20 protein-coding genes are annotated in these 20794 nt (G+C 70.9%); 4 read left to right on the top strand and 16 right to left on the bottom strand.

Annotated elements, in window-relative coordinates; translation table 11 throughout:
• Positions 1-61 precede the first annotated feature (61 nt).
• From AB0J58_RS02470 to groES, 3 genes are all read right to left on the bottom strand, one after another.
• Positions 62-700 carry a sigma-70 family RNA polymerase sigma factor gene (locus AB0J58_RS02470; RefSeq protein ID WP_030912801.1) on the bottom strand — a complete coding sequence of 213 codons (639 nt, stop codon included), beginning with the start codon at positions 698-700 and terminating at the stop codon, positions 62-64.
• Between the two features lie 273 nt (positions 701-973).
• On the bottom strand, positions 974-2590 hold the full coding sequence (gene groL, locus AB0J58_RS02465; RefSeq protein WP_364209141.1) for a chaperonin GroEL: 1617 nt from the start codon (positions 2588-2590) through the stop codon (positions 974-976).
• A 90-nt stretch (positions 2591-2680) separates the two neighbouring features.
• Positions 2681-2992 carry a co-chaperone GroES gene (gene groES / locus AB0J58_RS02460; protein WP_030912806.1) on the bottom strand — a complete coding sequence of 104 codons (312 nt, stop codon included), beginning with the start codon at positions 2990-2992 and terminating at the stop codon, positions 2681-2683.
• A gap of 242 nt (positions 2993-3234) precedes the next feature.
• Here groES and AB0J58_RS02455 point away from each other — a divergent pair, with 242 nt between their 5' ends.
• Complete coding sequence (locus AB0J58_RS02455; RefSeq protein WP_364209138.1) at positions 3235-4401, top strand: class I SAM-dependent methyltransferase; 1167 nt, start codon at positions 3235-3237, stop codon at positions 4399-4401.
• A 192-nt stretch (positions 4402-4593) separates the two neighbouring features.
• On the top strand, positions 4594-5853 hold the full coding sequence (locus AB0J58_RS02450; protein WP_364209135.1) for a hypothetical protein: 1260 nt from the start codon (positions 4594-4596) through the stop codon (positions 5851-5853).
• 69 nt (positions 5854-5922) lie between these two features.
• Here AB0J58_RS02450 and AB0J58_RS02445 read toward each other — a convergent pair whose 3' ends face one another.
• Entirely contained in the window at positions 5923-6450 is a 528-nt protein-coding gene (locus tag AB0J58_RS02445; RefSeq protein ID WP_364209132.1) for a MarR family transcriptional regulator, read from the bottom strand.
• 107 nt (positions 6451-6557) lie between these two features.
• On the opposite strand from AB0J58_RS02445, the gene AB0J58_RS02440 reads away from it, so the two are divergent.
• Positions 6558-7616, top strand: coding sequence for an alkene reductase (locus tag AB0J58_RS02440; RefSeq protein WP_364209129.1), 1059 nt, complete (start codon positions 6558-6560; stop codon positions 7614-7616).
• Positions 7617-7722: 106 nt separating this feature from the next.
• On the opposite strand, the gene tsaD is transcribed toward AB0J58_RS02440, so the two are convergent.
• The 12 genes from tsaD to glmS form a co-directional block, all read right to left on the bottom strand.
• Entirely contained in the window at positions 7723-8754 is a 1032-nt protein-coding gene (tsaD, locus tag AB0J58_RS02435; RefSeq protein WP_343968241.1) for a tRNA (adenosine(37)-N6)-threonylcarbamoyltransferase complex transferase subunit TsaD, read from the bottom strand.
• Positions 8747-9199 (bottom strand): ribosomal protein S18-alanine N-acetyltransferase, encoded by a 453-nt coding sequence (gene rimI / locus AB0J58_RS02430; RefSeq protein WP_030912820.1) that lies wholly within the window; start codon positions 9197-9199, stop codon positions 8747-8749. The genes tsaD and rimI overlap by 8 nt, the downstream gene beginning before the upstream one ends.
• Positions 9196-9879, bottom strand: a complete 684-nt coding sequence (tsaB, locus tag AB0J58_RS02425) for a tRNA (adenosine(37)-N6)-threonylcarbamoyltransferase complex dimerization subunit type 1 TsaB (protein ID WP_343968246.1) — start codon at positions 9877-9879, stop codon at positions 9196-9198. The genes rimI and tsaB overlap by 4 nt, the downstream gene beginning before the upstream one ends.
• A gap of 116 nt (positions 9880-9995) precedes the next feature.
• Positions 9996-10550 carry a class F sortase gene (locus AB0J58_RS02420; protein ID WP_364209125.1) on the bottom strand — a complete coding sequence of 185 codons (555 nt, stop codon included), beginning with the start codon at positions 10548-10550 and terminating at the stop codon, positions 9996-9998.
• A 6-nt stretch (positions 10551-10556) separates the two neighbouring features.
• A complete protein-coding gene (locus AB0J58_RS02415) occupies positions 10557-11234 on the bottom strand; it encodes a hypothetical protein (protein ID WP_364146952.1) in 678 nt (225 codons plus the stop codon).
• A 169-nt stretch (positions 11235-11403) separates the two neighbouring features.
• Positions 11404-11901, bottom strand: coding sequence for a tRNA (adenosine(37)-N6)-threonylcarbamoyltransferase complex ATPase subunit type 1 TsaE (gene tsaE / locus AB0J58_RS02410; RefSeq protein ID WP_343968253.1), 498 nt, complete (start codon positions 11899-11901; stop codon positions 11404-11406).
• The gene (locus AB0J58_RS02405) at positions 11898-12974 is read right to left on the bottom strand and encodes an alpha/beta hydrolase (RefSeq protein WP_364209122.1); all 1077 of its coding nucleotides are present in this window, start codon (positions 12972-12974) and stop codon (positions 11898-11900) included. The genes tsaE and AB0J58_RS02405 overlap by 4 nt, the downstream gene beginning before the upstream one ends.
• 20 nt (positions 12975-12994) lie before the next feature.
• Positions 12995-14122: an alanine racemase gene (gene alr, locus AB0J58_RS02400; RefSeq protein WP_364209119.1), complete on the bottom strand. Its 1128-nt coding sequence runs from the start codon at positions 14120-14122 to the stop codon at positions 12995-12997.
• Positions 14119-15714: an NAD(P)H-hydrate dehydratase gene (locus AB0J58_RS02395; protein ID WP_364209116.1), complete on the bottom strand. Its 1596-nt coding sequence runs from the start codon at positions 15712-15714 to the stop codon at positions 14119-14121. The genes alr and AB0J58_RS02395 overlap by 4 nt, the downstream gene beginning before the upstream one ends.
• A gap of 10 nt (positions 15715-15724) precedes the next feature.
• Complete coding sequence (locus tag AB0J58_RS02390) at positions 15725-16075, bottom strand: holo-ACP synthase (RefSeq protein ID WP_030912838.1); 351 nt, start codon at positions 16073-16075, stop codon at positions 15725-15727.
• Positions 16076-16200: 125 nt separating this feature from the next.
• On the bottom strand, positions 16201-17616 hold the full coding sequence (locus AB0J58_RS02385) for an alkaline phosphatase PhoX (RefSeq protein WP_364209113.1): 1416 nt from the start codon (positions 17614-17616) through the stop codon (positions 16201-16203).
• A gap of 178 nt (positions 17617-17794) precedes the next feature.
• Positions 17795-19636, bottom strand: coding sequence for a glutamine--fructose-6-phosphate transaminase (isomerizing) (glmS, locus tag AB0J58_RS02380; protein ID WP_364209110.1), 1842 nt, complete (start codon positions 19634-19636; stop codon positions 17795-17797).
• Positions 19637-19758: 122 nt separating this feature from the next.
• Here glmS and coaA point away from each other — a divergent pair, with 122 nt between their 5' ends.
• Complete coding sequence (gene coaA / locus AB0J58_RS02375) at positions 19759-20694, top strand: type I pantothenate kinase (protein WP_364209107.1); 936 nt, start codon at positions 19759-19761, stop codon at positions 20692-20694.
• Positions 20695-20794: the final 100 nt, after the last annotated feature.

The raw sequence follows: 20794 nt of genomic DNA, 5'->3' as shown, positions 1-20794 counted from the left end.
TCGCGAGCCCCGTCCCGCGGTTCGGGCGGCTCCTCGCGGCCCCTGCTCGACGGCTCGGCGGTCAAGCTATCGACTCCAGCTCCGCCATCGCTCGTAGCCGGGCCAGCGCCCTGTGCTGGGCGACCCGGACCGCACCTGGTGACATACCGAGTACATTACCGGTCTCCTCGGCGGAAAGGCCCGACACCACTCGGAGCATGAGGAGCTCGCGCTGGTTGTCCGGCAGCCTGGACAACAGCCGGCGCGCGTGTTCGGCCTCGATGTAGCGCACCACGGTCTCCTCCGGCCCCGGCCCCTCGTCGGGCCCGTCAGGAAGGTCCTGGGTGGGCACGGCGGACCGTACGGAGCTGCGCAGCGCGTCGGCCACCTTGTGCGACGCGATGCCGAAGACGAAGGACGCGAACGGGCGCCCCATGTCACGGTAACGGGGCAGCGCGGACAGCACCGCGATACATACTTCCTGGGCCACGTCGTCCGCGATGTGATACTGACCGGAGACCCGGCCCAGACGACCACGGCAATAACGGACGACCATCGGCCGCAGTTGCGCGATCAGAGATTCGATCGCGGTGCGATCCCCCTGAACGGCGAGGCTTGTCAGATCCTTGAGATCGTCCCTATGGACGCCCCCTTCGGACCTCGTCGCAAGCCTCACCCCATTTTTGGCGTCGGCGACGCATCCCTCGGTCACGTTAGGCATGATGCCCGCCCTGATAGTGCCTGTCGTCATAGCAAACGGCTACGGATTGGTCACATTGAGGCGGAGATAACGGTGCGTAATCATACAGTGACTGCAGCGGCTATGGTATGTACGAATATTTCATTCGATTGCCAAATACATCGACTATTCGGAGGAACCGCGTTTGCCCTTACCGGTGACGCGCCATGACGCGCCGCGGGCACATTTGGTTTACCGCAAAACGCGAACGGCTCGCGCCTCCGGAGAGACGCGAGCCGTTCGGAACCGGTGAGATCAGTGGCCGTGGCCGTGGCCGTGGCCGGCGGCGGCCGGAGCCTCCTCCTCGGGCTTGTCCACCACGAGCGCCTCGGTCGTCAGCAGCATGCCGGCGATGGAGGCCGCGTTCTGGACGGCCGAGCGGGTGACCTTGACCGGGTCGATGACACCCTGGGCGATCAGGTCGCCGTACTCGCCGCTGGCGGCGTTGAGGCCGTGGCCGACGGGCAGGTCGGAGACCTTGGAGGTCACGACGTAGCCCTCGAGGCCGGCGTTCTCCGCGATCCAGCGGGCCGGCTCGACGAGCGCCTTGCGGACGATGGCGACACCGGTCGCCTCGTCGCCGGTCAGGCCCAGGTCGTCGAGGACCTTGGAGACGTGCACGAGCGCGGAGCCACCGCCGGAGACGATGCCCTCCTCGATCGCCGCGCGGGTCGCCGAGATGGCGTCCTCCAGGCGGTGCTTCTTCTCCTTCAGCTCCACCTCGGTGGCCGCGCCGACCTTCAGCACGCAGACACCGCCGGAGAGCTTGGCGAGACGCTCCTGGAGCTTCTCGCGGTCCCAGTCGGAGTCGGACTGCTCGATGGCGAGCTTGATCTCCTTGACCCGGTCGGCGATCGCCGAGGCCTCGCCGGCACCGTCGACGACGGTGGTGGAGTCCTTGGTGATGACGACGCGCCGGGCGGTGCCCAGCACCTCCAGGCCGACGTGCTCCAGCTTGAGGCCGATCTCCTCGCTGACCACCTGACCACCGGTGAGGATGGCGATGTCCTGCAGCATGGCCTTGCGGCGGTCACCGAAGCCCGGCGCCTTGACGGCGACCGAGGTGAAGGTGCCACGGATCTTGTTCGTGACGAGCACCGCGAGGGCCTCGCCCTCGACGTCCTCGGCGATGACCAGCAGGGCCTTCTTCGTCTGCGCGATCTTCTCCAGCAGCGGCAGGAAGTCGGCGACAGAGGAGATCTTGTTCTGGGTGATCAGGATGTAGGGGTCCTCCAGGACCGCCTCCATGCGCTCCTGGTCGGTCACCATGTAGGGCGACAGGTAGCCCTTGTCGAACTGGAGGCCCTCGGTGAACTCGAGCTCCAGGCCCATGCTGTTGGACTCTTCGACGGTGATGACACCGTCCTTGCCCACCTTGTCGAACGCCTCGGCGATCAGCTCACCGATCTTGGCGTCCTGCGCGGAGATCGTCGCCACATTCGCGATCTCCTTCTTGTCCTCGACCGGGCGCGCCGACTCGATCAGCCTGTCGCTGACGGTCTTGGCCGCGACGTCGATGCCGCGCTTGAGGGAGAGCGGCTGGGCTCCGGCGGCCACGTTGCGCAGGCCCTCGCGGACCATGGCCTGGGCCAGGACGGTCGCGGTGGTGGTGCCGTCACCGGCGACGTCGTTGGTCTTGGTCGCCACTTCCTTGGCCAGCTGCGCGCCGAGGTTCTCGTACGGCGTCTCCAGCTCGACCTCGCGGGCGATGGTGACACCGTCGTTGGTGATGGTCGGCGCACCGAACTTCTTGTCGATGACGACATTGCGGCCACGCGGGCCCAGCGTCACCTTGACCGCGTCCGCGAGAGCGTTCACGCCGCGCTCGAGAGCTCGGCGTGCGTCCTCCTCGAACGACAGGATCTTCGGCATGACAGTCCTCTCTGTAAGTACGTCGGCGCATCAAAGCCCCGGGCGCTCTCGCGACCCGGGGCTCGATACGTCATCTTTGTGAAGCGAGAACTACTTCTCGATGATGGCGAGCACGTCACGGGCGGAGAGCACGAGGTACTCCTCGCCGTTGTACTTCACCTCGGTGCCGCCGTACTTGCTGTAGAGGACCACGTCGCCCTCCTTGACGTCGAGCGGAATCCGCTTCTCGCCCTCGTCGTCCCAGTTGCCCGGACCCACCGCGAGGACCTTGCCCTCCTGCGGCTTCTCCTTGGCGGTGTCCGGGATGACCAGACCGGAAGCGGTGGTCTGCTCGGCCTCAAGCGGCTGGACCACAATGCGGTCGCCAAGCGGCTTAACGGGAACCTTGGTGGCGGTCGTCACGTCGGACCTCCCCTTCAGATTTGAATGATCTAGAAGAGGCGACCAGCGGTCTGCCGTCGCGGGTGTCAGACCTGCCTCGTCGCATGTATTTGGCACTCTCACCGGGAGAGTGCCAATACGGAACAGTATGCAAGGAGGGCTTGACAGTCAACACGGAGCGCCCGTCTGCGCTTCGGGCGAACGTCAAACCAGGTGGAAGCCCCTCGCGAAGCCCCACGGTGGAGGCGGTAGCGTCGGGTGGTGTGAATCTCGACGCATTCCGCGAACTCCTGACCCCGCGCGGCCAGGAGGCGCTGGGCGCGGCGGCCGAGGCCATCGGCGACGACCCGGTGGCGGCGGTGACAAGGTTAAGAAAGATCTACGACGCGGACCTGACCTCGGCGGCGCTCACCCAGGCCGAACTCCGGCTGCGCGCGAGGGAGAAGTTCGGCGCCGACGCCGATCTCATGTACTTCACCCGGCCCGGCCTGGAGCAGGCCACCCGCCGCGAGGTGGCCGACCACCGGGCGCGGCGCGTCCCCGCGGGTTCCCGGGTCGCCGACGTCTGCTGCGGTATCGGCGGAGACCTCCTCGCCCTGGCCAGGGCCGGATGCGTCGTCGAGGCGGTCGACGCCGATCCGCTCACCGCCGCGATCGCGGCGGCCAACGCCGACGCCCTGGGCTTCGGCGACCGGGTCTCGGTCCGCGCCGCCGACGCCTCCGCCCTGGACCCGGCCGCCTTCGACGTCCTGTTCGCCGACCCCGCGCGCCGTACGGCGCGGGGCAGGACCTTCGACCCGATGGCCTACTCGCCCGCCTGGCCCGCCGTACTGGAGATGGTGGCCAGGGCCGGGGCCGCCTGCCTGAAGGTCGCCCCCGGGATCCCCTACGAGTTCGTCCCCGCCGGCGCGGAGGCCGAGTGGGTCTCCTACCGGGGCGACGTCAAGGAGGCCGTGATCTGGTGCGGCACGCTGGCGGGCGAGACGGCGCGCAGGGCCACGATCCTGCCGTCGGGCGTCACGATGACGCCCGACCCCACCCTCGGCGACCCCGGCACCGGCCCGGCGGGCCGCTACATCTACGAGCCTGACGGCGCGGCGATCCGCGCCCACCTGGTCGCCGAGATCGCCGCGTCGGTCGGCGGGCGCCTGCTCGACCCGCAGATCGCCTACATCACCGGCGACGTCGCGGCGCCGACGCCGTGGGCGTCCCGGTACGAGGTCCACGAGACGCTGCCGTTCTCGCTCAAGCGGCTGCGGGCGGCGCTCCGCGAGCGCGGGGCCGGCAATGTGACGATCAAGAAACGTGGCTCCGCGGTGGACGTCGACCGTCTCAGGAAAGATCTCCGGCTGCCCGGGAGTGAATCCGCGACGGTCATTCTCACCCGAATAGGTGACAGGCCATTTGCTTTCATATGCAGCCCCAGCTGACCAGCCAAAATGGTTGATTATTCCAGCAAACCGACAATTCCTGTCTTTTAACCTCGCCCCCGGAAAACCTTGATCCAGAGGCTAAGGTTGCCGGGCGGGAGTTCTCTCTCGCCTCCGATTTCATCCCGTTCATCGGCAGAACCGACCCAATCCAACCGCGCGGCTGAGCGTCGGCGAGCGAAGGAGCTCTCGGTGGATCACTCTGACCACACCCTGCTCCAGACGGGCAGTCAGACCGCCATCTCCGACCGGATGCGTGAGCTACTCGCCCGGGCGGCTCAGGACCACGTCTACGAGCAGCGGACCCAGGGCGCCGTGCTCGACGAGATCCGGCAGCGCCTGGAGGGCATGGAGTGGCTGCTGCGCGAGGTCAGGGAGCGCGAGATCGGCGGGCTGAACGGCACGCTCGAATCCGTCAACGGGCGCCTGGACGACATCGCCGCCCGCCCGCCCTCCTGGGCCGAGGGCCTGGCCCAGCACGTCGAGGCGGTCCGCGACCACGTCGACGCCGTCGGCGAGCGGGTCGAGTCCTTCGGCAGGCGGGTCGACGCCGTCCGCGACCGGGTCACCCCCCTGGGCGAGCTGCCGAGCCTGTGGACCGATCTGGGCACCGTGGGCGAGAGCGTGGACGAGGCGCTCACCCGCCTCCGGGCGATCTCCGACGGCACCCAGGGCATCGACGAGCAGGTGCGGCAGCTGGCCGAGCACCTCGGCCGGCTCCAGGCCGACATGGGCATCGCGGCGCACCGGTTCGGCCGCCTGGACAGGGCTCTGGCCGACCTCTCCCAGCGTGCCGGGCGCATCGAGGCGGGGATGCTCGGCCTGTCCGCGAGCGTCCAGCAGGCGGTCGGCACGGCCGCCGACCGGGTGCTCGCCGCCGTCGAACAGGTCAACGGCAGGGTCGAGCGGGTGGGGGCCGGGGTCGATCTGGTGGTGCCCAGGATCGACGAGCGCGCCGCAGCCGTGGAGAGCCGCGTCGACCGGCTGACCGGCCATCGCATGGCGGCGGGCGGCCGTTTCGACACCCTCGACGAGCGCCTCGACGACATCGAGGGCCGCCTCACCGGCCGGATGGACGTCATCGACTCCCGCCTGTCCACCCTGGACGGCCGCGCGGAGAAGTCCGGCGAGCGCCTGGAGAGCCTGGACGAGCGCCTTGAGGCGCTGCCCTCCGTCCTCGGCGTCGGTACCGGCGTCAGCGCGCTCATCGGCGCCCAGACCGACGAGCAGCGCGAGCGCTTCGACTCCCTGGACGAGCGCGTCATCCGGGCCGAGGCCGCGCTGACACCGCTGGCCGAGATGCTCCGCGCCCAGCCCGACCGCGACCAGCTCTCCGACGCCCTGAACGAGACCGTGGAGCCCGCGCACGCGGACCTCACCCGCCGGCTGGGCGCCCTGGAGGAGACCATGCTGGCCCTGGCCGAGGCACTGCTCCGTCCCACCAGGGACTGACCGTTCCCGGCGAGGACCCACACGCCCGACCGGTCCGGATCCGCTCCTCGCCGATCGGTACGGGTGCCGTCAGCAGGTCCCGGCGGCGTCGAGGGCCTGGTCCCCGGCCGGGCCTCCCGCACCCGCCTCGCGGCACAGGTTGCCCCTGACCACGCCGAGCAGGGAGGTCAGCTCCTCCGTCTGCTCCTCCGTCAGCCCCCGGGTCATCCGGCGGTGCATCTCGGCGAGGACCCGGTCCACCTCGGGGCGGAGCGCGTGCCCCCTGGGGGTGATCTCGACGATGCTGATCCGCCGGTTGGCCGGGTCGGGCCTGCGGCTGACGAAGCCGCTGCGCTCCAGGCGCTGCAGGGTCTTGGTCATGGTGGACACGTCGATGCCGACGATCTTCGCCAGCGCGTTCTGCGACTGGGGGCCGTTGTCCCACAGGGCGCCCAGCACGCGCTCCTGACCGGGGTAGAGATCGATCTCCCCGAGGAGGCTGGCGAGCAGGACCCGGTGCCCCCGGGCGGCGTAGGCCATCAGGCAGTTGAGGTCGGCGTCGTACTCACCGCACTCCCTGGTCGCTTCGCACCTCTCGTCGAACAGCGGCTCCGCCATGTTCAGGTCCTTCCGTCCTCTCCGAGACTATCGCTTGCATGTTGGCCGACCAAGTTGTAGAACTGCTTATTGGCTAGCCAAATTGGCCAGCCAAGAAAGGGATCGTCATGCCGTTCTCACCGTTCACGCTGGCCGGCCTCCAGTTGCCCAACCGCCTGGTCATGGCACCCATGACCCGCTCGCGGTCCTACCTCGACGGGATCCCCTCGTCGCTGACCGCCCTCTACTACGCCCAGCGAGCCTCCGCGGGCCTGATCATCACCGAGGGGGTGCAACCCAGCCAGGCCGGAAAGGGGTACATGGACACCCCGGGACTGCACACCGACGAACAGGTGGCGGGATGGCGGGAGGTCACCGACGCCGTCCACGCGGCGGGCGGCAGGATCTTCGCCCAGATCATGCACTCCGGCCGGATCGGCCACCCCGACAACACCGGCGCGCTGCCCGTCGGGCCGTCCGTGGTGCGGCCCGCGGGGCAGATCTTCACGCCCAGCGGCCTGCAGGACCACCCCACCCCCCGGGAGCTGACCACCGCCGAGGCGGAGACGACCATCCAGGACTTCGCGGACGCCGCCGCCCGCGCCGTGGACGCGGGCTTCGACGGGGTCGAGCTGCACGGCGCCAACGGCTATCTCATCCACCAGTTCCTGTCGCAGAACGCCAACCTGCGCGAGGACCGCTTCGGCGGCTCGGTGGACAACAGGATCCGCTTCGCCGTGGAGACCGCGCGGGCGGCCGCCGACCGGATCGGCCCGTCCCGGGTCGGCATCCGGCTCTCGCCCGGCAACGGGGCGGGTGACCTGGTCGAGGAGGACCGGCACGAGGTCTACCCGGCGCTGGTCTCCAAGCTCGCCGATCTCGACCTGGCCTACCTGCACCTGGGGCTGAACGGTTCGGACGACCTCAGCCTGGAGATCCGCAAGTCCTGGCCGAACGCCCTCATCGTCAACGACGCGTCGATAGGCGACCCGGCCGCCAGGGTCTCGCACTCGCTGGAGCGCGGCGCCGACCTGGTCTCGCTGGGCGCGTCGTTCCTGGCCAATCCCGACCTGCCGGTCCGCCTCCGTCTCGGCGCCGAGCTCAACCAGGCCGATTTCAACTCGGCCTTCGGCGGCGACCACCGCGGCTACACCGACTACCCGGTGCTGGCTCTGCACTCCGCGTAGGAGCGGTGCGACAGCGCCTCGAAGGGCCCCCCGTACAGCCGCCGCCCACGGGGGCGCGGCGGCCCGGGACAGCGCCTCGAAGGGCCCCTCGACGGCCGTGAGCCCGTCACACGTGAACCGTGGTGACGGGCAGCGAGGAGTCGGCGGGGATGTCCAGCGGCGACGGTTCGACACCTGCCGCCACCAGATCGGAGCCCAGCGCCGCCACCATGGCACCGTTGTCCGTGCACAGCCCGGGACTGGGGACCCGGAGCCGGACCCCGGCCGCCTCGCAGCGCTCCTGCGCCATCGCCCTCAGCCGGGAGTTGGCCGCCACCCCGCCACCGATCAGCAGGTCACCGACGCCGTACTCGGCACACGCCCGCAGGGCCTTGCGGGTCAGCACGTCGACGACGGCCTCCTGGAAGGACGCCGCCACGTCGGGCACGTGGATCGACTCGCCCGTCTTCTCCCTGGCCTCCACCCACCGGGCCACGGCGGTCTTCAGGCCGGAGAAGGAGAAGTCGAGCGTCCCGTCGTCGTACTTGCCGCGCGGGAACGCGATGGCCGCGCCGGAGCCGTCGCGGGCCACCCTGTCGATGTGCGGCCCGCCGGGGAAGGGCAGGCCGAGCACCCTGGCCACCTTGTCGAACGCCTCGCCCGCGGCGTCGTCCACGGTGGACCCCAGCGAGACGACCTCCCTCGCCACGTCGGGCACCAGCAGCAGGGACGAGTGCCCACCGGAGACCAGCATGGCGATACACGGCTTGGGCAGGGCTCCGTGCTCCAGCTGATCCACCGCGACATGGGCCGCCAGGTGGTTGACGCCGTACAGCGGGACGCCCAGACCCAGCGAGTACGCCTTGGCGGCGGCGACGCCGACGAGCAGCGCACCGGACAGCCCCGGCCCGGCGGTGACCGCGATCGCGTCGATGTCCGCGAGGCGCAGGCCCGCCCGTTCCAGTGCCCGCTCGACGGTCGGGGCCATCGCCTCCAGGTGCGCCCTGGAGGCGACCTCGGGCACCACCCCGCCGAAACGGGCGTGCTGCTCGACGCTGGAGGCGATGGCGTTGGCCAGCATGGTGTGCCCCCGGACGATTCCCACCCCCGTCTCGTCACAGGAGGTCTCGATGCCCAGGACCACCGGTTCGTCACGCATGGAGATCCTTTCTCATCATGATCGCGTCGGTGCCGTCCTCGTAGTAGCGGAGGCGCATGCCGATCCGCTCGAACCCGAACCTGTCGTAGACCGCCTGCGCGCCCGGGTTGTCGGCGCGCACCTCAAGGAAGACCGAGACCGCGCCCCTGCGCTCGGCCTCGGTCAGCAACTCGGTCAGCAGGGCGCCGCCGATGCCGCTCCGGCGCCACTCGGCCAGGACCGCGATGGTCTGCACGTCGGCCTGGTCCCCCGCCGCGGCGAGGCCCGCGTAGCCGACGATCGCCTCCTCGGCCAGGGCCACCACGTAGTGCCTGGTCCTCGGCTGGTCGTCGAGTTCGCCGCGGAGCATGCCCTCGCTCCAGGCGTCGGCGGGAAAGGTCCTGCGCTCGATCTCCATGACCGCGGGCAGGTCGTCGAAGGTCATCTGACGGAGCACCGTCGTCATGCGGAGACCTTCTTGGGCGCCGAGGGCACCCGGGCGTCGGGACGGCGCAGGTAGATCGGGTGGGGCAGGCCGAGCACGGGGTGGGTGCCGCTCTCGACGACCGTGTCGACGTCCGGCTCGCCGAGCTGCTCGGCGGCCAGCGCCGCCAGCGCGCCCGCGTGGGGATACTCCGGCGCGTCCAGCAGCCGGGAGGCCCCGACGACCTCGGCGTACATCCGCGCGCCCGCGCCGACCAGCGGGAGCTCCCCCGGCAGGTCCTGGGGCCGGTCCACCGCGGGGCCGGACAGCCGGGTGCGCATCTCCTGGTAGTGCCCCCAGAACACCTCCTTGCGCCGGGCGTCGGTGGCCACCAGGAACGGCTCGGTCAGCCCGCTGCCGTAGGCGAGCGCGTCGAGCGTGCACACGCCGTACGCCGGGACGCCCAGTGACGTCGCGAGGGCCTGGGCGGTCATCAGGCCGACCCGGAGCCCGGTGTAGGGGCCGGGGCCGGAGCCCGCGACGACCGCGGTGACGTCGCGGAGCGAGGCTCCGGCCTCGCTCAGGACCGTCTCGATCGTGGGTACGAGCAGCTCGCCGTGGCGGCGCGCGTCTACCGTCGTCGACTCGGCGAGGACCCTCGCACCGTCGTGCAGCGCTGCTGTGACGGCGGGGGTTGCGGTGTCAAAGGCCAGGACCAGCACGAACAGTTAGCCTAGTCCTTCCGGGGAGGGCTCAGGAGCGCCACCCCTGTGAGGCGCGGGGGAACGCGGGCGGGAGCCCGCCCGCCACTCCCCGCACGGGCCTCGGGCAGGTGGGCTCAGGTCTTGACCAGGGTGGCGTAGACGATGAGGTTGTCGCGGTACTCGTGGTTGTCCCAGTCGAAGGTCCCGCCGCAGGTGATTAGCCGCAGGCCGTCCTCAAGGTAGACCTTGTCGGCGGGGAACCGGCTCTTGCTGATCTGCTCGATCGTGTCCACCCGGTACTGGGCGACCTTGCCGTCGCTGCGCACCACCTTGATGACCTGTCCCTCCCGCATCTCCTTGAGCTTGTAGAAGACGGCGGGCGCGGTCTTGGTGTCCACGTGCCCGAGGATCACCGCGGAACCCTCGTCCCCGGGGACCGCGCTGTCCTTGACCCAGCCCGCGCTGTCCGGCTTCTCGTACGGCGGCAGTTCGATCCGGCCGTCCTTCACGCCGAGCTTCATCAGGGGCGCCTTGATGCCCAGGGACGGGATGTCGATGCGGCTGGGCACGACCGAGGCCCGGGCCGGCGGCTTCTCCTCGCCGCCGCCCCTGCTGTTGAGCGCGACCATGACGGCGCCGGTGACGACTCCGGCCAGGACGATCCTGGACCAGCGGGTGGAATCGGCCATCGGGGACTACGAGCGGCGGCGACGCACGACCGCGATGCCGATGCCGCCCGCCAGGGCGAGGGCGAGCAGGACGCCCGTCGTGCCGATCGGCCCGCCCGAGTCGGCGGGGCCTCCCGCCGCGGTGCCGCCGCCGCCCGTGCCCGGCGCCTCGGTGCTGATGATCGTCCTGGTCGGCTTGGAGGTGGGCTTGGACGTCGGGCTGGAGCTCGGCTCGGTGTCGGCCACGATCCTGAGGTTGGTCTTGCCCGTGTCGTTGGTCCCCTCGCACCTGGCGTTGACCTCGTAGACACCGGCGGCCACGCCGTCGGCGACGGTGGCCTGACCGCGGACCCACGGGCGCGGCGTCGGGCTGGCGGTGTTCGCCGGGGCCGGCGTGGGCGTCGCGAGGATCGGGTCGAGGGTCACCGGGGTGCGGAAGATCCGGGAAGACGCGGTGCCGCGGTGCTCGGGGCCGCCCTGCGGGATCGGGCAGTTCGCCAGGACCCACACCTTCTGCCCGGCCTTGGCGCGGGCCGGTTGGAGCTGGACCTCGATGTCCTGCCGGCTGATGCCGGAATCAGGCGGGGCGGAGGTGGGCGTACTCGTCGGGCTGCCCGAGTTGGCCTCCGCCGAACACCCGACCAGCCCGGCCATCCCGAAAAGGACGATGGCTCCCGCAACCGCGACACGCTTGACGCTTGGCACCGTCGAACTCCACTTCGCCCTCCGGCCGACGACCCTCGCCCGGCACGATGTCCCACCTGTTCCCCATTAAACATGGGCAAACCCGCCAGAGTCGATCAACGCGCCCGACGATCTAGACCAATGGGGCGGGGTACCAGCCTGTCAGGATTTCCCGGCCCCCGTGGGGAAATCAGATGACACCTTCCCAGCGGGGTCCGATCCCGCGGAGGGTCACGGTCCGTTCCTCACCCGGCTCGCCGGACGCGCCCCTGCCGATGAGGATCTCCAGCCGGTCCTCGGCGAGCCCCTCCACCAGGCCCTCGCCCCACTCGACCACGGTCACCGACTCCTCCAGCGAGGCGTCCAGGTCGAGGTCGTCGACCTCCAGGTCCCCGCCGAGGCGGTAGGCGTCGACGTGGACCAGCGCCGGACCCCCGGAGAGCGAGGGATGCACCCGGGCGATGACGAAGGTCGGCGAGGTGATCGGCCCGCGCACCTTGAGCCCCTCGGCGATGCCCTGCACCAGGGTCGTCTTGCCCGCGCCGAGCGGGCCCGACAGCACCGCCAGGTCCCCCGGCCGCAACAGCCCGGCCAGCCTCCGGCCCAGTTCCCGCATCTCCTCGGCGGTCGCCACGACTCTCACCGGTGCGTCACTCCCGTCACCACTCCTGCCCGTGTCCGGGCTCATCGGTTCTCGTCGCCCGCGTCGGTGTCGGCGATCGCCCGCTTGAGCAGGTCGTGCAGCGCGTTGTTGACGAGCGCCGGCCGCTCCAGCTGGACCAGGTGCGAGCTCTCCGGGATCTCGGTGAACCGGGCGCTCGGCAGTGCCGCCGCCATCGCCTTGCTGTGCTCGACGGGGGTGAGCCAGTCCTTGTCGCCGACCATGATGGAGGTGGGCACCTCGTCCAGCACACCCAGCGCGCTCAGCTTGTCATGCGACATCAGCGCCGGGTAGAACTCGGCGATCACCTCGAAAGGGGTGGAACGGATCATCGACTCGACGAAGTCGACGACCGTGGGACTGACGTTCTGGGAATCGCCGAAGCCCAGGTGGCGCAGGGCCAGGAAGGCCACGTCATTGCCGACCTGGCGGCTCTTGTCGACCAGCGCGCCACCGCGCCTCAGGATCGACACCGTGCCCGGCGTGACCTTGTGCACCGCCTTGGACAGCAGCGCGGGCAGGCCGAGGGAGATCTCGCCGAGCTTGCCGGGGGAGGTGGAGATCAGCGCGACACCCTTGATCTTGTCGCCGAACAGCTCGGGGTGCCGGTCGGCGAGCGCCATGATCGTCATACCGCCCATGGAGTGGCCGACGAGCACGCACGGGCCCGGCACCAGCGCCTCGACGATCTCGGCGAGGTCGTCGCCGAGCCGGTCGATCGAGCAGTCCTCCGTCGGGATGCGCGGCGAGCGCCCGTGGGAGCGCTGGTCCCACAGGACCAGGCGGTGGGCCTCACCCAGATCGCGCCGCTGGTAGTGCCAGGAGTCGAGGTTGAGCGTGTAGCCGTGGCAGAACACCACGGTCAGCGGGGCGTCCTGGAGGCCGTCCACCTCGGCGTACAGCGGAACGCCGTCGGAGGTGGTGACCGTGGTGGGACGGCCCCGAAGCTCGCCGAGCGGCTCGCTCGCCTCCGGGTCGGGACGGAGTCTGATGCGGCCGACGGCGTACCGCTTGGCGAGGGCCCCGGCGGCCACTCCCGCGGACGCGACACCGACGATCGCGCTCGCGATACCGACCTTGCGCCGTGCGGTAATACTCATGCGCCCCCCTGAGCTTCCTTTCACCGGTAAACGCGTGGGACCCGCGAACCGATCCCGGTCACGATCTCATGCGTGATCGTGCCGAGGGAATCCGCCCATTCCTGTGCGGTCGGCTCGCCCCGCGATCCGTCACCGAACAGGATCACCTCGTCGCCCTCCGTCAGCCGGTCGTCCCCTACGTCGATCATGAACTGGTCCATGCAGACCCGGCCGGCGATCCGCCGCCTGCGGTCACCCGCCAGCACCTCCGCCAGGTTGGTGGCGCGCCGCGAGATCCCGTCCGCGTACCCGAGCGGGACGAGACCAAGCGTGGTCTCCCGATCCGTGACGTACAGGTGGCCGTACGACACACCCGACCCGGCGGGCACCCGCTTGACCAGCGCGACCCGCGCGACGAGCGTCATCACCGGGCGCAGCCCGAAGTCGCCGAGCTCGGGCACGGGGCTCAGCCCGAAGGTCGCGATCCCGGGCCGGACCATGTCGTAGCGCGCCTGCGGCAGCGTCAGGGTGGCCGCCGAGTTGGCGATGTGCCTGATGACGTGGGAACCTCCGGCACCCGCCTTCTCCGCGACGGCCAGCGCCTCGTCGAACGCCATCAGCTGGGCCACGATGGACGGATCTCCCGGGATGTCCGCGCAGGCGAAGTGGGACCAGAGCCCGACGATCTCGACGGTCCCCTCGGCCCGCCGCCGCAGCGCCCGGTCGAGCAGGTCGGGCCACTCGTCCGGCGTCGCACCGCCACGTGACATGCCGGTGTCGGCCTTCAGATGCACCCTGGCCGTCCGGCCGGCCAGGGCCGCGGCGTCGGCGATCGCGTCGACCACCGCGACCGAGCCCGCCGACAACTCGATGTCGTGCTCGACCGCCTGCTGCAGAGGCTCGCCCGGCGGGAGGATCCACGAAAGGATCGGCGCGGTGATCCCGGCGGCCCGCAGTTGGAGGGCCTCGCGGACGTAGGCGGTGCCCAGTCGCCCGGCCCCGCCGGAAAGGCAGCCGCGCGCGGCGGGGACCAGCCCGTGCCCGTAGGCGTCGGCCTTGACCACCGCCATCATCTCGGCGCCGGGAGCGTGGCTCCCGAGCAGCGCCAGATTCTCGCGGATCGCCGAGAGGTCCACCCGTGCCTCGGCGGGAGTCATCGGGAAGCTCATCGGTCCAGTTTGGCAGGTGAGCGGCCCTGCCCGAGCCCGCTGACCAACGCCCGCACCGTCTCCGGCAGGGCCTCGGCGACGTCGGAGGCGGCGAGAGGGCCGCGCCGACCGGCGATTCCGTGCAGGTAGGCGGCGCAGGAGGCCGCGTCGTAACCGCTCAGTCCCGCGGCCAGCAGTGCGCCCGCCACGCCGGCCAGCACGTCGCCGGTGCCGCCGGTCGCGAGCCAGGGACTTCCGGTGGGGTTGATCCTGACCGGCCGCCCCTCCCGCGCGACCAGCGTGGTCGAGCCCTTGAGCAGTACGGTCACCTCCAGCTCGGCCGCCGCCCGCCGGACGTTCTCCAGGCTCCGTGCCTCGATCAGCTCCCTCGGCACCCCCGTCAGGCGGGAGAGCTCGCCGGCGTGCGGGGTGATCAGGACGGGCGCGTCGCGGCGGAGCAGTGACCGCTCCTGGGCCACCAGGGTCAGCGCGTCGGCGTCGACGAGCACGGGGACGTCCTCGGCCAGCACCGAGCGGGCGATGGCGCGCGCCTCGTCGCCGGTGCCGAGCCCGGGACCGAGCACCCACGCCTGCACCCGGCCCACCTCCTCGACGCCCTCGCCGGGGGCGAGCGTGGTGATCACCGCCTCGGGCCAGTGGGCCCGCACCTGGGCCACCGGCTCGGCGCTTCCCGCGTAGCGGACCATCCCCACCCCGGCCCGCAGTGCCCCGCCCACCGCCAGCACCGCCGCGCCGGTGTAGTGCTCGCTGCCCGCCGCGATCCCGACGACGCCCCGGCGGTACTTGTCGGAGGAGGCGCCGGGCCTGGGCAGCAGGGCGACCACGTCGGCGTCCGTCAGCGCGACCGCGTCGGGTTCCGGCAGGTGAGGGCCGAGACCGATGTCGACGAGTTCCGTCCGGCCCGCGTGCCCGGCGCCGGGATCCACCAGCAGCCCGGTCTTCCACGCTCCGAACGTGACCGTGGCGTCCGCGCGGACCGCCGCGCCCTCCACCTGGCCGCTGCTCGCGTCCACCCCACTCGGCAGATCCACCGCGACGACCTCGCCGGGCGCGTCACCCGCGAGCCGGGCCAGGGTCGCGTACGGCTCCCTGAGCGCCCCGGTCCCGCCGATCCCGAGCATCCCGTCCACGATCAGGTCCGCCGCGCCGATCAGGTCGCGGACCGTCCCGCCCACCACCGCGTCGTCACCCGTCACACCGTCCCCGGGCACTCCCGGGAGGCTCCCCGCCACCGGCCGGCCGTTCGGGGTGGTCGCGGAGGTAGCGGCTTCGCCGCCGGGCAGACCGGTCACCCGGCCGCCCGCGCGGCGCAGGGCCTCGAGTCCCGCCTCGTGGACACGCCTCCCGGCGATGATCGCGTCGACCCCGGCCCCCCTGGCCGCCAGGCGTGCCCCGGCGTACAGGGTGTCGCCGCCGTTGTCGCCGCCGCCGACGAGCAGTACGACGCGGGAGCCGTACACGCCGCCGAGCATCCTGGCGCAGACCACCGCGAGCCCGGTGGCCGCCCTCTCCATCAGGGTGCCCTCGGGCAGGGTCGCCATCAGCGCCGCCTCGGCCGCCCTGATCTGGTCGGATGTGTACGCGGTTCGCATTCCACCGAATTTATCCCTCGGCGATCACATAGGCGATGGCGACACCCCCGTCGTGCGTCAGGGAGACGTGCCACCTGACCACGCCCAGGGCCAGGGCGACGTCCGCCACCTTGCCGGTCACCCGCAGCTCGGGCCGCCCGTGCTCGCCGGTGAGCACCTCGGCGTCCAGGTGCCGCAACCCGGGGGGCGCGCCCAGCGCCTTGGCGACGGCCTCCTTGGCCGCGAACCTGGCGGCCAGCGACTCCGTCGCCAGCGCGCTCTCGGCGGCGGTGAACAGGCGCCCCCGCAGCGCGGGCGTCCGCACCAGGGTCGCCTCGAACCTGGCCACGTCCACGACGTCGACGCCGATCCCAACGATCATTTCCCCAGGTTACCGACGATCTTCGCCGGCCGCCCGCCCCGGCCGCCTGTCGTCACGGACGTCGTACGGCCGGCCCCGGAGCGGGTCACGCAGGCCGACGAGGGGCCGGCGGGGGCCGGGGGAGGTCAGAAGCCGCCGCGCTGCCAGGGCCCCCAGATGGCGAAGCTCATCCCCGCCGACGACTGGACGTTGACGTAGAGGGTGTGCCCGCCGGGACCGAAGGTCGAGCCGGCGAACTCGGCGCCCGAGTCCCCGGCGACGGGGGCCAGCCGGGAGAAGTCGAAGATCTCGCCACGGCTGGTGAGACCGCGCAGGTAGTTGTCGCCCGCGCCGTCCTCGCACAGGACCAGCGTGCCCCGGGGACTGGCGGTGACGTTGTCCGGCAGGTCGAGGGTGACCGAGCCCGGCGACTCGTAGACGAGCCTGAGCCTCCCGCTCCACGTCTCGTACGCCCACACCTGGCCGCGCCCCTTGCCGAAGCCGCTGGGCGGGGTGTCGCCGGACGCGGTCGCGCCGCCCTGGGTGGAGGTGAAGTAGATCGTGCCGTGATGGTTGATCGCCCCCTCCAGCCGGGAGAAGACCGCCGCCCCCTTGGCCCTGCCCTGGTTGCCGACCGCCTGGACCGCGAGGTCGTTGACCGGGGTGCCGATGAAGGTGGGGTCGGGGTCGTCGATGTCCACCCAGGTGGTCTGGTAAGCGGCTCCCCTGGGCTGGCCGAGCGAGAGGTCCTTGCCCGGCGCGCCCTGCACGGCCAGCATTTGCAGCCTGCCGCCGTCGAGGATGCGACCGGCCCGGAGCGGGTTCTTCGGAGGCAGGTAGCGGTAGAACCCGGAGGCGAACGCGAAGTTGTCCTCGGTGAGGTAGACGGCGCCGGTGAACGAGTCGAACGCGGCCGACTCGTGGGCGAACCGCCCGGCGCTCCTGATCGGCCCCGAGGCCCTGCCGTCGATCGGGACCTCGAAGATGTAGCCGTGCTTCTGGGTGAGTTTGCCGTTGTCCTGGCCGGTGAAGTCGTTGCCCACGTCCGGCCCGTTGACCGTCTCCTCGCAGGTCACCCAGGCGCCCCAGGGCATCGGGCCGCCTGAGCAGTTCATCTGGGTGCCGGTCAGGCTGGGGGCCGCGGAGATCACCTTGCCGTAACGGGTGACCCTGAGCGTGGAGGTGCCGCCGCCCGCCGCCGGGTCGTAGGCCCTGGCCGGGTCGCCGAACGCGCCGACCGGGCCGTTGACCTCGTGGTTGCGGACGAGGATCGCGGTGTTCCCGGGCCCGCGGAACGCGGCCATGCCGTCGTGCCTGGAGGGGACGGCGGAGCCGTCGCCGAACCTGTCCCCGGCGACGCTGAAGGAGGCGTAGCGGAAGCCGTCGGGCAGGTGAAGCCGGATCGCGCCGTCCCGCTCGTCGGCGACCGGCTTCAGCGGCCCGTACCCGCCTCCGGGGCGGGTCTCCCCGTTCAGCCCCGCCCGCGCGACACCGGCGAACGGCCCGGCCACCCCTGCCGCGGCCAGCGCGCTGCTACCGGCGAGGAAACGACGACGATCCATCTTGCGACTCCCTGAGGTCCGGTGGATTCACGTCACGTTAATCCGCGGCCAGTGGTCCGCTATATGGCATATATCGACAATTAATCATGCAAGAAGGCGGGCAGCCCCTATTCCCACTTCTGCCCCTCGGTAATCCATAGGGGTTGTCCACAGGTTGTGGACAACCCTCGTCCGGGGTTCACTCCACCGTGACCGACTTGGCGAGGTTGCGGGGCTGGTCGACGTCGTGCCCCTTGGCGGTGGCCAGCTCGCAGGCGAAGACCTGGAGCGGCACCGTGGCCACCAGCGGCTGGAGCAGGGTCGGCACGGCCGGAATGTGGATCAGCGTGTCGGCGTACCGTTCGACCACGTCGTCGCCCTCCTCGGCGATGACGAGGGTTCTGGCGCCCCTGGCCCTGATCTCCTGGATGTTGGACACGATCTTGTCGTGGATCACCCGCTGGCCGGCCGGCGAGGGGACGACGACCACGACCGGGAGCCCCTTGTCGATCAGCGCGATCGGGCCGTGCTTGAGCTCCCCCGCGGCGAAGCCCTCGGCGTGCATGTAGGCCAGCTCCTTGAGTTTCAGCGCTCCCTCCAGCGCGACCGGAAAGCCCACGTGCCGCCCGAGGAAGAGCACGCACCGCTCGTCGGCCAGCGATCTGGCCAGCGCGCGGACCGGTTCGACCGTCGAGAGGACCTCGCTCACCTTCGACGGCATCTCCGCCAGCCGGTCGACGATCTGAGTGATCTCGTCGCCGAACTTCGTGCCCCGGACCTGCGCGAGGTAGAGCGCCACCAGGTAACAGGCCACCAGCTGGGTGAGGAAGGCCTTGGTGGAGGCCACCGCGACCTCCGGGCCCGCGTGCGTGTAGAGGACGGCGTCGGACTCGCGGGAGATCGTGGAGCCGTTCACGTTGCAGACCGCCAGCACCCGGGAGCGCTGCCCGCGCGCGTGCCGTACCGCCATGAGCGTGTCCATCGTCTCGCCCGACTGGCTGATCACGACGACCAGCGTGTCCCGGGTGAGGATCGGGTCGCGGTAGCGGAACTCGCTGGCCACCTCGACCTCGCAGGGCAGCTGAGCCCAGTGCTCGATGGCGTACTTCGCGATGAGCCCGGCGTGGTACGAGGTCCCGCAGGCCACCAGGATGATCTTGTTGATGTCGCGTAGCTCCTGGTCGGACAGGCGCATCTCGTCCAGCACCAGCAGGCCGTCCTGGCCGACCCTGCCGAGCAGCGTGTCGGCGACGGCCCTGGGCTGCTCGGCGATCTCCTTGAGCATGAAGTGGTCGTAGCCGTCCTTCTCGGCGGCCGAGGCGTCCCAGCCGATGTGATAGTCACGCGTCTCGGCCGGAGCCCCCTGGAAGTCGAAGACCGTGATCTTCGAGGGACGCAGCTCGACCACCTGGTCCTGCCCCAGCTCCACCGCCTCGCGCGTGTAGGCGATGAAGGCCGCCACGTCCGAGCCGAGGAAGTTCTCCCCGTCTCCCCTGCCGACCACCAGCGGCGAGTTGCGCCGCGCCCCCACCACCACCTCGGGCTCGTCCACCGAGACCGCGAGCAGCGTGAACGCCCCCTCCAGCCTCAGGCAGACCCGGCGCATCGCCTCCGCCAGGCCACCGGCGGCGAACTCCTCCAGCAGGTGCGCCACCACCTCCGTGTCGGTCTCGGAGACGATCCGGTGGCCCTTGTCCTCCAGCTCGCTCCTGAGCACGGCGAAGTTCTCGATGATCCCGTTGTGGATGACCGCGATCCGCCCGTGACAGTCGGCGTGCGGGTGGGCGTTGCGGTCGGTGGGCGCCCCGTGGGTGGCCCATCTGGTGTGCCCGATCCCGACCGTCGACGGCGGCGCGGGCCGCGAGAGCAGTGCCGAGCGCAGGTTGGCCAGCTTCCCCGCCCGTTTCTCCACGACCAGGCCGCCGGGTCCGACCAGTGCGATTCCCGCCGAGTCGTACCCCCGGTACTCCAGCCGGCCCAGTCCCTCGACGGCGACCTCGATCGCCTGCCGCTGTCCCGTATATCCCACTATGCCGCACATGACCTACCCCCTTCCCTGAGAGATCGGCCACCTTGTCTATGGAGAACCCCCCAGACACCCCAAGAATCCCGCCCGGCACCCGGCAGGATCGCACGCGGAGGCGATCAGTAGGCTTGCTGAACATGGCCAACGGTTTGGACACCGCGACACCGTACGTGCAGCTGAGCCGGGCTCAGTGGAGCGACCTGCGGAAGAACACCCCCCTGACGCTCACCGAGAGCGAGCTGGAGGAGCTGCGCGGCGTCGACGACCCGATCGACCTGACCGAGGTCACCGACATCTACCTGCCGCTCACCCGGCTGCTCAACCTGCACTTCACCGGAGTCAGGCAGCGCAGCGCGGCACTCAACACCTTTCTCGGCGGCGAGCGGCGGACGGCCCCGTACGTCCTGGGCATCGCCGGCAGCGTCGCGGTCGGCAAGTCGACCACCGCCAGGCTGCTGCACACCCTGCTGGCCCGCTGGCCGGAGCACCCCCGGGTGGACCTGATCACCACGGACAGCTTCCTGTTCCCGAACGAGGTCCTCACCGCCAGGAACATCATGCACAGGAAGGGTTTCCCGGAGAGCTACGACCGGCGGGCCCTGGTCAGGTTCGTCGCCGACGTCAAGGCGGGCCTGCCCGAGGTGACGGCCCCGATCTACAGCCACCTGGAGTACGACATCGTGCCCGGTGCGACCCAGACCATCCGCCGGCCCGACATCCTCATCGTCGAGGGCCTCAACGTGCTGCAGCCCGCCCCGCCCACCGCGCTGGCGATCAACGACTACTTCGACTTCTCCATCTACGTGGACGCCAAGGTCGAGCACATCCGCGACTGGTACGTGGACCGCTTCCACAAGCTGCGGCAGACCGCCTTCGAGGACCCGAAGTCCTACTTCAGGCACCTCGCCGAGCTGTCCGAGGAGCAGGCGACCGAGTTCGCCGAGGACATCTGGCGCGACATCAACGAGCGCAACCTCCTGGAGAACATCGCCCCCACCAGGGGCCGCGCCGACCTGGTCCTGCACAAGAGCGCCGACCACTCGGTCAGCCGGGTCCGCCTCCGCCGCATCTGACCTTCCGCCCCTCCCGCCTCCCAGGATCAGCGGCCGCCCCGGCCCTCGTCGACAGCGCGCCGGTGGGGACGGCCGTTTCCCGGCGGCCGGAAAACGGCTT

The organism is Streptosporangium sp. NPDC049644 (assembly GCF_040675205.1).
GTDB lineage: Bacteria > Actinomycetota > Actinomycetes > Streptosporangiales > Streptosporangiaceae > Streptosporangium > Streptosporangium fukuiense.
The sequence above is the reverse complement of the archived record's forward strand: the minus strand, read 5'-3'. Positions and strand labels throughout refer to the sequence as shown.